The 11,834-nt window shown below is 70.3% G+C and carries 11 protein-coding genes; 6 read left to right on the top strand and 5 right to left on the bottom strand.

Going from position 1 to position 11,834, the window contains the following annotated elements; translation table 11 throughout:
- The first annotated feature begins 30 nt into the window (after positions 1 to 30).
- A complete protein-coding gene (locus ABD108_RS02245; protein WP_220656180.1) occupies positions 31 to 633 on the top strand; it encodes a PPA1309 family protein in 603 nt (200 codons plus the stop codon).
- Here ABD108_RS02245 and ABD108_RS02250 read toward each other — a convergent pair whose 3' ends face one another.
- Entirely contained in the window at positions 634 to 1,650 is a 1,017-nt protein-coding gene (locus tag ABD108_RS02250) for a YlbL family protein (protein WP_305111955.1), read from the bottom strand.
- Between the two features lie 83 nt (positions 1,651 to 1,733).
- Here ABD108_RS02250 and ABD108_RS02255 point away from each other — a divergent pair, with 83 nt between their 5' ends.
- The 3 genes from ABD108_RS02255 (at position 1,734) to ABD108_RS02265 (ending at position 5,416) form a co-directional block, all read left to right on the top strand.
- Complete coding sequence (locus tag ABD108_RS02255; protein ID WP_220656181.1) at positions 1,734 to 3,071, top strand: zinc-dependent metalloprotease; 1,338 nt, start codon at positions 1,734 to 1,736, stop codon at positions 3,069 to 3,071.
- Between the two features lie 118 nt (positions 3,072 to 3,189).
- Positions 3,190 to 4,083 carry a hypothetical protein gene (locus ABD108_RS02260; protein WP_343929120.1) on the top strand — a complete coding sequence of 298 codons (894 nt, stop codon included), beginning with the start codon at positions 3,190 to 3,192 and terminating at the stop codon, positions 4,081 to 4,083.
- 16 nt (positions 4,084 to 4,099) lie between these two features.
- The gene (locus tag ABD108_RS02265) at positions 4,100 to 5,416 is read left to right on the top strand and encodes an ABC1 kinase family protein (RefSeq protein WP_343929121.1); all 1,317 of its coding nucleotides are present in this window, start codon (positions 4,100 to 4,102) and stop codon (positions 5,414 to 5,416) included.
- Between the two features lie 51 nt (positions 5,417 to 5,467).
- Here ABD108_RS02265 and ABD108_RS02270 read toward each other — a convergent pair whose 3' ends face one another.
- Positions 5,468 to 5,722: a WhiB family transcriptional regulator gene (locus tag ABD108_RS02270; RefSeq protein WP_220658431.1), complete on the bottom strand. Its 255-nt coding sequence runs from the start codon at positions 5,720 to 5,722 to the stop codon at positions 5,468 to 5,470.
- A gap of 609 nt (positions 5,723 to 6,331) precedes the next feature.
- The gene (locus tag ABD108_RS02275) at positions 6,332 to 8,425 is read right to left on the bottom strand and encodes an ATP-dependent DNA helicase UvrD2 (protein WP_343929122.1); all 2,094 of its coding nucleotides are present in this window, start codon (positions 8,423 to 8,425) and stop codon (positions 6,332 to 6,334) included.
- A 94-nt stretch (positions 8,426 to 8,519) separates the two neighbouring features.
- Here ABD108_RS02275 and ABD108_RS02280 point away from each other — a divergent pair, with 94 nt between their 5' ends.
- The gene (locus ABD108_RS02280) at positions 8,520 to 8,759 is read left to right on the top strand and encodes a mycoredoxin (protein ID WP_220656185.1); all 240 of its coding nucleotides are present in this window, start codon (positions 8,520 to 8,522) and stop codon (positions 8,757 to 8,759) included.
- On the opposite strand, the gene nudC is transcribed toward ABD108_RS02280, so the two are convergent.
- On the bottom strand, positions 8,756 to 9,661 hold the full coding sequence (gene nudC, locus ABD108_RS02285) for an NAD(+) diphosphatase (protein WP_343929123.1): 906 nt from the start codon (positions 9,659 to 9,661) through the stop codon (positions 8,756 to 8,758). The genes ABD108_RS02280 and nudC overlap by 4 nt on opposite strands.
- A 14-nt stretch (positions 9,662 to 9,675) precedes the next feature.
- Between nudC and ABD108_RS02290 the strand changes: the two genes are divergently transcribed.
- Positions 9,676 to 10,494 (top strand): sulfurtransferase, encoded by an 819-nt coding sequence (locus ABD108_RS02290; protein WP_343929124.1) that lies wholly within the window; start codon positions 9,676 to 9,678, stop codon positions 10,492 to 10,494.
- A 4-nt stretch (positions 10,495 to 10,498) separates the two neighbouring features.
- On the opposite strand, the gene ABD108_RS02295 is transcribed toward ABD108_RS02290, so the two are convergent.
- Positions 10,499 to 11,737, bottom strand: coding sequence for an HNH endonuclease (locus tag ABD108_RS02295; protein ID WP_343929125.1), 1,239 nt, complete (start codon positions 11,735 to 11,737; stop codon positions 10,499 to 10,501).
- Between the last annotated feature and the right edge of the window lie 97 nt (positions 11,738 to 11,834).

Genomic DNA, 11,834 nt, shown 5'->3' on the forward strand with positions numbered 1-11,834 from the left:
CCATCGGCGTCAGGATGCGATCATGGGGACGTGACGGGCGACGAGACGGACCAGGTATTCGGCGAGGCGGCTCTGGGGCGCGCGGCGCAGGAGGCGATCGAGTTCGTGGAGCCGCAGGGATGGGGCCAGCCGCCGCAACTGTTCGGCCTGGTCCCCACCAGCCTGCTCGCGACCAGCCAGCCCGAGTGGGCGGACATGCTGGACGACGGTGCCACACTCACCGTGATCGAACAGGAACCGCTCCCCGGTGACCCCACCGGCGGCAGCGCCGAACTCGACCACGTGCTCGCCACCACCACCTGGCCGGAGGAGGTGGTCGGCTGCGCCCTGGTGCAGGAGATCATCGTGCTCCCGCCGAACGCCGAGTCCGATCTCGACGGTGCGCTCGAACCGCACCTCGCCGATAAGGAGGCCTCGGACCGGGCCGGACGGGCCGCCGCCGAGAGTCATCCCGAGCGCCGCACGGCGCGGATGGTGGCCGCGGTGCTGCGCGACGGCCACCGGATCACGCTGCTCACGCTGCGCCCGGACGACGAGGACGACGACCCCTTCGCCGCGAACGAACTGCTGCGCGCCGATCAGTTGGCGCCCGGCCTGATCCAGGGCCTACTGGCGACCTTCGACGAGGACTGATCAGCAGGACGGGGCGGGACGCCCCTCGCGGACGTCCGACAGCGCGGTGATCGCGCCGTCGAGGTTGTCCACCTTCACCAACTGCAGGTCCGCGGGCGGGGAGGTCTTCGCCTCGGCGCAGTTGCGCGCGGGCACGAGGAAGACCGTGGCACCGTCGCGCTTGGCGCCCTCGAGCTTGTGGCTGATCCCGCCGATCGGGCCCACGGCACCGTCGGACCCGATCTCGCCCGTGCCGGCCACGACGCGCCCACCGGTGAGATCGCCCGGTTCGACCATGTCGATGATCCCGAGGGTCAGCATGAGGCCGGCCGACGGGCCGCCCACCTGATCGACGCCGAAGCCGACCTCCACCTTCGGGTCGGCGGGCACCTGGCCCACCAGAACACCCAACCGCGGCTTACCGTCCTTGTCAGCGAGGACGACAGGAACCTGGGCCGGGCCGTCGGCGCGGAGCACCGAGAGGGTCACGGTGTCGCCGGCCTTCTTGCCCTCGATCGCCTTCGAGACGGTGTCGGGGGCGGCGACGGGCGCACCGTCGACGGCCTGGAGCACGTCGCCGCTGCGCAGCTTGCCGTCGGACGGCCCGCCCTTGACGAGGCCGGTCACGCCGATCGCGGTGGGCACCTTGAGATAGCGCAGCGCGGCCACCGTGGCGGACGACTCGGAGCCCACGAACTGCTCCCGGTTGCCCTCCTCGATCTGCTCGCGCGACTGTCCCGGGCGGTAGTAGGCGTCGCGCGGCGCGAGCTGATTCCCCTTGAGCCACATGCCCAGCGCGCCGTACAGGTTCAGCCCGTCGGTCACCGCCACGGTGGTGAACCGCAACTGCCCAGCCGGACGGTGCACGGGCAGCCCCTTAACGGTGACCACCTGCTTGCCCTTGTAGTCGCCGAGGGTGTCGGCGGTGTCGCCGGGGCCCACGGCCACGTAGGGCACCGTCACGAACATCCCGAGCAGCGCGAGCACCAGCAGCGGTATCAGTGCCGCGAGTACCGTGGTGATCCTGCGTTCCGTCACGCAGCACACAGTAGTCGCGGCTGTTCGCGCAGAGCGTGACGGAGCCGGAGGCAGCGGGGCGCTCCGGGCAGTACCGTGGGGTTATGAACGATGTGCCCTTCGGTTTCTCCCAGCGGGATGACGACGGCGACGGTCGTGACAAGCCGTTCGGCGCCAATCAGCCCTTCGACATGAGCCAGCTCGGCGACATGCTGAGCCAGCTCGGCCAGATGATCTCCGGCATGGGGACCGGGATGACCGGTCCCGGTGCCACCGGCGGTGATCCGGTGAACTACACCGTGGCCTCCCAGCTCGCCCGCCAGACCCTCGGCAAGCACGAGCCGGTCTCCGACGGTCAGCGTCGCGCGATCGACGAGTCCATGCACCTCGCCCAGCTCTGGCTGGACGAGGCCACCGTGCTGCCCGCCGGTCCGCAGAAGACGGCCGCGTGGACGCCCGTGGACTGGCAGGAGAAGACCCTGCCCACCTGGAAGCGGCTCGTGAATCCCGTGGCCGAGAAGGTCTCCGGCGCATGGCTCAGCGGCCTGCCCGAGGAGGCCCGCGAGGTCGCGGCGCCGATGCTGGGCATGTTCAGCCAGCTCGGCTCGATGTCCTTCGGCACTCAGCTCGGCCAGGCCCTCGGCACGCTGTCGAAGGAGGTGCTCACCAGCACCGACATCGGCCTGCCCCTGGGCCCGGACGACACCGCGGCCCTGCTGCCCGAGGCGATCGAGGCCTTCGGAAAGGACCTGGAGCAGAAGGATCAGGAGATCCTGGTCTTCCTCGCCGCCCGCGAGGCCGCCTACCAGCGGCTGTACTCGCACGTGCCGTGGCTGCGCGCCCGGGTGCTCGACACCGTCGAGCAGTACGCCCGCGGTATCCAGTTCGACATGTCGGGCATCGAGGAGATGTCGCGCAATCTGGACCCCTCGGCGCTGTCGGACCCGGCGCAGCTGGAACAGCTCATGGCGCAGCAGAGTTCCGCGCTGCAGCCGAAGGCCACGCCGGAGCAGAAGGCCGCCCTGGAGCGGCTCGAGACGCTGCTCGCGCTGATCGAGGGCTGGGTCGAGACGGTGGTGCACGCCGCCATCGCCGATCGGCTTCCGAGCGCGGGTGCCCTGCGGGAGACGATGCGTCGTCGCCGCGCGTCGGGCGGTCCGGCGGAGCAGACCTTCGCCACGCTGGTCGGCCTGGAACTGCGCCCGCGCAAGGTGCGGGAGGCCGCCGCGCTGTGGGAGAAGCTGCTCGCGGCCACCTCCATGGAGCAGCGCGACGGGGTCTGGGAGCACCCGGACCTCATGCCGGACTCCTCTGATCTGGACTCGCCCGCCGGGTTCATCGACCGCTTCCTCGGCGACGCCTCGGATCTGGACGATCCGATCGCCGCGCTGGAGCGCCAGATGCAGCGCGACGCGGACGAGGGCAAGAAGGACCAGGACTAGCCTGATCGCGCAGCGAATCGCTTGACGGCCTGTTTCCGCAGGTCGGCAGGCATGAAGGCCTGTGGATAAGTCGCTTTTCGGGGGCCGTGCGCGATAGTGCGCATGGCACAGTCCGGGCATGGAGAACCGGCTGCGGCTCGATCCGCACCTCACGCTGGTGGTGCGCCCACCCACCCTGGTGCAGCTCGGCGCCTCCGCGACGGGCGCGCCAGTGCTGCGGCCCCCACCGTGGCTCACCCCCGATGCCACGGCCGGGCTGCTGCGATGGATGCAGACCTACCGCACCCCCGTCGAGGTGCACCGGCGGGCAGCGGATGCCGGGCTGACCGACGGTGACGTGGCCGAGCTCCTGGACGCCCTCCGCGAGCACGGCCTGCTGCAACCCGAGCCACGCTCGGCCGCGCTGCGGGTGCACCTGCACGGTCGCGGGCAGGTGACCGACGCCCTGCTCGACGAGGTCGCCTCCCTGGACTGCGTCCAGGTGAGCGCGGGTACGTCCCGGAGCTGGACGCCCGAGGGCCGCGATGTGGACCTGGTGCTGCTCACCGACGCCCTCTCCCCCGACCCCGTGCTGGTGCGCCGGCTGATGCACGGCCGGGTGCCGCATCTGCCGGTGGTGGTGCGCGACGGTGCCGGGGTGATCGGGCCGTTGGTGCTGCCGGGCGCCACCGCCTGCCTGCGCTGCCTCGACCACACGCGCACCGACGCCGACCCCGGTTGGCCCACGCTGGCCTGTCAGTTGTTCGGCAGATCGGGGCGGGCGACGCCCCAGGTCCTGCGGATGACGGCCGCGGTGGCGGCCTTGCAGGTGGAGGCCGTCGCGGTGGGCGGATCGTCCGATCCCGCCGACGCGCCCGCCGACGCGGGTGGCGACACCGCAGTCCAGGGAGACGGTCCGGCGGTTCTCGGCTGTACGTTGGAGGTCGAACGCTGCGGTATCGCCGTCCGGCGATGGCTCATGCACCCCAGTTGCGGGTGCGGCAGGGCCTCCGCGGCCGACTCGACCGGATGACATCTCAGGAGGCCAGGTGTCCGAAATCACCCGTGGCGGCGCGAAGCGCACCGCGAAGCTCGCCGGCCTGCCGCTGGGCATGGCCGGCCGCACCGCGGTCGGCTGGGGCAAGCGACTGGCCGGTGCCGATAAGGACGACGTGAACGCCGAGCTGCAGGCCAAGGCCGCGGAGCAGCTGTTCGCGGTGCTGGGCGAGCTCAAGGGCGGCGCGATGAAGCTCGGCCAGGCGATGAGTGTGATGGAGGCGGCGGTGCCGCCGGAGTTCTCCGAGCCGTACCGGGAGGCGCTCGCCAAGCTGCAGAACGAGGCGCCGCCGATGCCCGCGGCGACGGTGCACAAGGTGCTCAGCCAGCAGTTGGGCACCGGCTGGGGCGACCGTTTCCAGTCCTTCGACGACACCGCCGCGGCCTCGGCGTCGATCGGGCAGGTGCACCGCGGGGTGTGGGGCGACGGCCGCGAGGTGGCCGTGAAGGTGCAGTACCCGGGCGCCGACGAGGCGCTGCGCGCCGACCTCAAGGCGCTGGGCCGGCTCAGCTCGGTGATCAAGCCGCTCACACCCGGAGCCGACATCAAATCGCTGGTGCAGGAGCTGACCGACCGCACCGAGGCCGAGCTCGACTACCGGTACGAGGCCACCAATCAGCGCAAGTTCGCCAAGGCCTTCGACGGCGACCCGAACGTGCTGGTGCCCAAGGTGATCGCGAGCGCCCCCAAGGTGATCATCAGCGAGTGGGTCACCGGGCGGCCGCTGCGCGATGTGATCGCCCATGGCACCCAACAGGAGCGGGACGATGCCGCCGCGAAGCTCACCGAGTTCGAGGTGAGTGCGCCGGCCCGCACCGGCCTGCTGCACGGCGATCCGCACCCCGGCAACTTCATGATCGCGCCGGACGGCCGCCTCATCGCCCTCGATTTCGGTGCCGTCGCCGAGTACCCCGGCGGCATTCCTCCGGCGGTCGGCCAGATCCTGCGATTGGCGCGGGACGAGGACTACGAGGCCCTGTTCCCGCTACTCCGCAGCCAGGGCTTCATCCCGCCGCGGCTGGACATCACGCCCGAGGAGATCCGCAGCTACCTGGCGCCGTACGTGGATCCGCTGCGGTCGGAGAGCTTCCACTTCACCCGCAAGTGGCTGATGCGGGTGGCGAACACCTCCACCGATGTGCGCAGCGAGCAGTTCCAGACCGGACGCAAGCTGTCGCTGCCGCCGGAGTACGTGATGCTCTTCCGCGTGCTCTTGGGCATGGTGGGCATCTGCTCGCAGATGGAGGCGGAGGCCCCGTACCGAGGCATCGTCGAGCACTGGGTCCCGCTGCTCGACTCCGAGGACTGACGCCCCGAAAACGAATGAGCCCCGACCCTTTCGGGTCGGGGCTCAATGCCGTCAGGCCGCATTCTTGCGCGGGCGGCCGCGGGGCCGCTTGCGGGCGATCACGACGCCCTGATCGAAGATCTGTCCACCCCACACGCCCCAGGGCTCGGCGCGCTCGAGCGCGGCGGCCAGGCAGGCACGCTGGAGGGGGCAGGTCTCGCACAGCTGCTTGGCGCGCTCGAGATCCGTCGGGGTCTCGGCGAACCACAGGTCGGGATCCCCTGCGCGGCAGGGGATGCGGCCCTTGCCGGTGATGTTGACATTGATCGATTCTACGGAGCAGACGGGTCTGTCATCCAGGATGGTCGGCACTTCTGGTCACCATTCCACCTGCTGTTCAGGTGGCCTCGGTAGCGGCGCCCGATGGGGCGCTCGGGATGTTCTTGGTCGAGTGCGGAGACCGTGTGTGGCGGTGGCCTGGCGAAGACCCCGACGATGCGGGGCTGCTCAGGTACCGGGAAACCACGGGTTCCGCGCGGCTGCGGGTCCCGTGGTGAATGTGAAGAAGGTGGGTCTGAGACCTAACCTCGTCGCATGTGACACACGGGGCGCTGGAGCGGTTCGTGATCGACGCCGCGGATCGGCTGCTCACGGAGACGCCACAGTCGAGGCGACATTCCGGGCAGCGTGTGGGAGGCACCGTCACGAACCGCTGTTGCAGCGAACACTCCACCCTTTGCTGCGGTGAACTGGTCTGCGTTGATTACTGCGTTGTTCATTTCGTTTGCCTCCTTTCGCGCGATGGTCAATCACGTTCCGACTGGCGAAGGCGTACCCTCGCGCGTCATCCCGTGCGGTCGAGATCCACAGTATGCCGAAGAAAGATCGAGCACAAGTTATTTTTGACCTGCGGTTTTCCGACTTTCGCGACCGGGCTCAGCCGTGTTCGGCGACGAGGGCGAGTACCTCGTCGCCGTACTTCTCCGCCTTGGTGGCGCCGATGCCGTTGATCCGCACCAGCTGGGCGCGGCTGCGGGGCTGGTGCTCGGCGATCGCGAACAGGGTGGCGTTGGAGAAGATCGTGTACGGCGGGATCTGCTGATCGCGGGCCTGCCCCGTCCGCCAGATCTTGAGCGCCTCCACCAGTGCGTCGTTGAGGTCGGACGGGCAGTCCTCGCAGCGCGAGCGCAGCTTCTCCTCGCGGGTGTCGAGGATGCCGCCGCACACCCGGCAGATGTCCGACGAGCGGCGCTTGCCCTTCGACGGTCCCGCATCCGCGACCCGTGGACGGCCGGCATCGGCCTGCGCGGAGACGACGTCGAGGAATCGGGTGCGCTTGCGCGTCTTGCGGCCGCCCTCGTTGCGCGCCAGGGCCCACGACAGGTGCAGGTGCTCGCGGGCGCGGGTGACGCCCACGTACAGCAGGCGGCGTTCCTCCTCGATGGGCTCGGGATCGCCCTTCGCGATGGCCTGCGCGATCGGCACCGAGCCCTCGGTGAGGCCGACCAGGAAGACGGCGTCCCACTCCAGGCCCTTGGCGGCGTGCAGCGAGGAGAGCGTGACCCCCTCCATGGTGGGCGGGTGCTTGGCCTCGGCGCGGGCACGCAGCTCGCCGATCAGTTCGGCGAGGGTGAGCCCGGGACGCTGAGCGGACAGGTCGGCCGTGAGGTCGACGAGCGCGTTGAGCGCCTGCCAGCGCTCCAGGGCACGGGCACCGTCGGGCGGCTCCGCGGTACGGCCGAGCGGTTCGAGCGCGCCCTCGACCATCGACATCAGTTCGGCGCCGGAGACGCCGCCGAACTGCCCCGCGCGGGAGGTGAGCTCACGGACGGCCTGGCCGATCTCGGGACGCTCGAAGAAGGCGCTGCCGCCGCGCACCTGGTACGGGATACCGGCCTCCGTGAGCGCGGCTTCGTGGACGGCCGATTGGGCGTTGATCCGGTAGAGGATGGCGATCTCGCTGGCGGGGACGCCCGAGGCCATGAGCTCGCGGATCCGCTTGGCGACCAGTTTGGCCTCGGCGGGCTCGTCGTCGGCCTCGGCGTAGATCGGTGCCGGACCGTCGGGACGCTGGCCGATGAGTTCGAGCCGGGTGCCGGCCACGCGCCCCTGCGCCGCGCCGATCACCTTGTTGGCCAGCGAGACCACCTGCGGTGTGGAGCGGTAGTCGCGCTGCAGCCGCACGATCACGGCGTCCTCGAAGCGGCGGGTGAAGTCGAGCAGGTAGTTCGGGGTGGCGCCGGTGAAGGAGTAGATGGTCTGGTTCGCGTCTCCCACCACGGTGAGATCGTCGCGGTCGCCGAGCCAGGCGTTGAGGAGCTGCTGCTGCAGCGGGGTGACGTCCTGGTACTCGTCGACCACGAAGCTGCGGTAGCGATCGCGGAACTCGTCCGCCACCACGGCGTTGTCCTCCAGGATGGCGGCGGTCACCAGGATGAGGTCGTCGAAATCGAGGAGGCGGTTGCCGTCCTGGTCGGTCTTGCGGCGCTCGTAGGCGGCGTACACGTCGGCGACGGTGGCCGGGGCCAGCGGCGCGGTGCGGCCCGCCTGTTCGACGGCCAGCGCGTAGGTCTCCGGGGTGACCAGCGAGGCCTTGGCCCAGTCGATCTCCGCGAGCAGATCGCGCACCGTGTCGGTCTCCGGGCGCAGGTCGCAGTCGCGTGCCGCCCGGCCGATGATGGGGAACTTGTTGTCCAGCAGTTCCCAGCGGGTGTCGCCGATGGCACGCGGCCAGAAGTAGCGCAGCTGCCGCATGGCGGCGGCGTGGAAGGTGACGGCCTGGACACCGGGCGTCCCGTCTCCCCCGCCGATGCCGAGGTTGCGCAGCCGGGCGCGCATCTCCCCCGCCGCGCGGGAGGTAAAGGTGACGGCGAGCACCTGGCCCGCAGCGACGTGACCGGTTTCCACCTGGTGTGCGATGCGGTGGGTGATCGTGCGCGTCTTGCCCGTGCCCGCACCCGCCAGCACGCACACCGGTCCGCGCGGTGCGAGTACCGCTTCCTGCTGCTCCGGGTCCAGTGCTTCGATCACATCGTCGAGTATTCCAGCCGGGTCCGACAGGTCGCGGTCCGCGGGCTCCGACGCCGTGGGAAGAACTGCGAACCGTGCATGGTTGAGTAACGGTATGAGCCAGCTGACCATGTACACCACGTCGTGGTGCGGATACTGCAACCGCCTCAAGACCGGCCTGAAGGCCAACGGCATCGAGTGGACCGAGATCAACATCGAGGAAGATCCCTCGGCCGCGGAGTTCGTGCAGGGCGTGAACGGCGGCAATCAAACGGTGCCCACCGTGAAGTACGCCGACGGCAGCACGGCCACCAACCCGTCGCTCGCGGACGTCAAGCGCAAGCTCGGGGTCTAGTCGACTCCCGCCCACGCCTCGACGATGGCACGGGCGATGGAGATCGAGTTGGGTAGCAGGAGGGGCGCGTCGGGAGCGTCGGTGCTCCAGTCCCCCGCTGCCAGCGCGTCCCGCACCTCGCGGCGGCTGAACCACCGGGCCTCGGCGATCTCGCCGTCGCGGAAGTCGAGTTCGACTTCGCGGTCGGCGCGGGCGGTGAAGCCCAGCATCAGCGACCGCGGGAAGGGCCAGGGCTGACTGGCCACGTAGGTGATCTCGTCGGCCGTGATGCCGATCTCCTCGTGCAGTTCGCGGGCCACGCACTGCTCCAGCGACTCCCCCGGCTCCACGAAACCGGCGAACAGCGAGAACAGCCGCTCGGGCCACTGGTGCTGGCGGCCCAGCAGGATCTGATCGGCACCGTCGTGCACCAAGGTGATCATGGCGGCATCGGTGCGCGGGAACTCCTCGCGGCCGTCGGATGTGGCACGCACCCAGCCGGCCTTGCCCGCTGCGGTCGACGCGCCGTCGACGGGCGAGAATCCCGCTGCCGCGTGCCAATTGAGGATGCCCAGCGCCTCCGCGATCAGCGCCGAATCGACGGCGGACAGCAGGTGTCCACGCATCCGCAGATCGGCACCGTCGAACTTCTCGACGCGCAGCGCGAAGATCAGCGCACCGTCCACCCGGCCGAGCAGCACGGCACCGGCGGGCCGCTGCGCCGCGACCTCGTGGCCGCGCGCGAACACCAGCTCGGTGTCGTCCAGATCGAAGCGGCCGCGCGGATCGACCCGGATCACCTTGGCGGTGGGCCAGGCCGCATCGAGCGCGGCGGCGTCGGCACGCAGTTCGTCGGCGCGGTCCACGTGATAGCGCGAGAGGAGCGGGGGCACGGTCAAGCTGAGCTTCGCCACGCTCACCATCGTAGGCTGTGCGCATGGTCGAGCCGATCGTGGACGCGGACTGGGTCCGGAACAACCGAGACCGGGTGATCCTGGCGGACACCCGGTGCTATCTGGACGGCAGGTCGACGCGGGAGGCCTACGACGCCGGGCATCTGCCGGGGGCCGTCTTCGTGGACCTCGACGCCCATCTCGCCGCACCCGCCTCTGCCGCCGAAGGGCGGCACCCGCTGCCGACCCCCGAGGTCTTCGCCGCCGGGCTCTCCGCGGCGGGGATCGGCGACGGTGCCACCGTGGTGGCGTACGACGACGAGGGCGGCGTGATGGCCGCGCGCCTGGTGTGGTTGCTGCGCGTGCTGGGCGAATCCGCCGCGCTGCTCGACGGTCCGCCCGAGGCGGTGGCGCCGCTGGTCACCGAGGCGGTGATTCCGGAGCCCGCCGCGTTCACGCCGCGCCCGTGGCCCGCCGATCGGCTCGCCTCGATCGACGAGACCGCGCGTTTCGCGGAAACCGGTGCGGCACCGGTGATCGACGCGCGGCCGGCCGAGCGGTTCCGCGGCGAGACGGAGCCCATCGACGCCCGCGCCGGCCACATCCCGGGCGCACGGAGTGTGCCCTGCCGTGAGCACCTCGTGGACGGCCGGCTGCGCCCCGTGGATGCGCTGCAGGCTCGATTCACCGATGCGGGCCTCTCCCCCGACGGCGAGTACGTCGCCTACTGCGGCTCCGGCGTGACCGCGTGCCACAACCTGATCGTCGCCGAGCATGCCGGATTCACCGGTGGGCGACTGTATCCCGGATCGTGGTCGCAGTACGCGGCGGACGGGACCCGCCCCGTCGCGACCGGCGACTGACATCTCAGGCCGCCTGGGGCGGTGCCGTGGATCGGTGCACATGCCCGGTGGGCGTGCGGGTTTCGACGGTGTGCCTCCCCGACGGGTCGGTGACGGTGCGGCTGGTCCAGCCGGTGGCTTCTTTGGCGTAGTTGCACGCCGCGCACAGTCCCTGCCCGTTGGCCAGGCTCGTGGGGCCACCTTTCGCGTGCGCGACGATGTGGTCGGTGTGGGCGATCGGAGCCTCGCAGTACGGAGTGCGGCAGTACCGGTCGCGGGCGGCGATCACCTCCGCCAACCCGGCCGGGAACAACCTCGCCCGGGAATCCAATGCGACCACCGCTCCGGATTCCGGCTGCACGTACAGCCGTTTGACCCAGGCCACGGCGTGCTCGGTAGCTTTCCCGATCAGGTGGCGGGCGATCTCCGCCGGCAGCGTGCCGCCGTTCGCGAGATGCGCGGTGCCCGGCTGATCACCGAGCAGGACCGCCGCGGGGACGGTGAGGTTCACCGTGACCGGTTGGCCGGCCGCGGCGTCACGGCCGGTGAGGCGCGCGAATGCGGTATCGGCCATGATCTGCGCCCGGCTCCGCGCCTCACCCGGAGCACCGAAGACAGCATCCGCAGTGGTTTTCAGTGCCGCGTACACCCCGACGGCCTGAGCGACCGGCAGCAGGATCGATACCCGCGCCATGCAGTCCGGTGCCGGACGGACCGTGACTCGCCGGTCTTTCGCCGCCTGCCCGATCCGATCCACCGTGGCCCGCGCATCCAACCTGTAGGCCGTCTGCCGGACCGTGTCCTGCAATCGCCGCAAACCCACACCGCCAGCACTGAACTGGTCGCCGCACAGGGCGGCATCAGCCTCAGTGCGCAGTCGCGGTTCCAGATGCGAGAGACCGGCGATGATCACCTCCACCGCCTCCGGCGAGACATCCCCGTCGCGTAACCGCGCGGAGGTGGCGGGCAGATCCGCCGCCAACACCCGAGCGCGGTTGAGCATGGAAGCGGCTCGATGCGGGGAGACCCGCAACGCCAACCCCACCTCGGCAGCGACACCGGCCTCCCACCGATCCTGCGCAACACCGGCAGCGATCCGCTCACACACCCGCACCCGCAACAACTCCGCGATCAACCGGTACTGATCGAAAACCACCCGCGCACGAGCCCGCTCCAACGCCCCCAGGCCCGCAACCACATCACCGCCGACGTCACCACCGACATCACCGCCGACGGCGGCATCAGTTCCATCTTCCCCGTCCATACCCGCACACTACGACCACTCACTGACAAGTTTCTGACTTGAAACCTCAACCGGGTCAATCGATTCGGAGACACCCCACAGCACGGTTCGCAACCTG

This window comes from Tsukamurella strandjordii (assembly GCF_039525985.1).
Lineage (GTDB): Bacteria > Actinomycetota > Actinomycetes > Mycobacteriales > Mycobacteriaceae > Tsukamurella > Tsukamurella strandjordii.

Coding starts and splice junctions, on each gene's coding strand:
- ABD108_RS02255 (WP_220656181.1), top strand. CDS start 1,734: ATGAACGATGTGCCCTTCGGTTTCTCCCAGCGGGATGACGACGGCGAC.
- ABD108_RS02260 (WP_343929120.1), top strand. CDS start 3,190: ATGGAGAACCGGCTGCGGCTCGATCCGCACCTCACGCTGGTGGTGCGC.
- ABD108_RS02280 (WP_220656185.1), top strand. CDS start 8,520: ATGAGCCAGCTGACCATGTACACCACGTCGTGGTGCGGATACTGCAAC.
- nudC (WP_343929123.1), bottom strand. CDS start 9,661: ATGGTGAGCGTGGCGAAGCTCAGCTTGACCGTGCCCCCGCTCCTCTCG.
- ABD108_RS02290 (WP_343929124.1), top strand. CDS start 9,676: ATGGTCGAGCCGATCGTGGACGCGGACTGGGTCCGGAACAACCGAGAC.
- ABD108_RS02295 (WP_343929125.1), bottom strand. CDS start 11,737: ATGGACGGGGAAGATGGAACTGATGCCGCCGTCGGCGGTGATGTCGGT.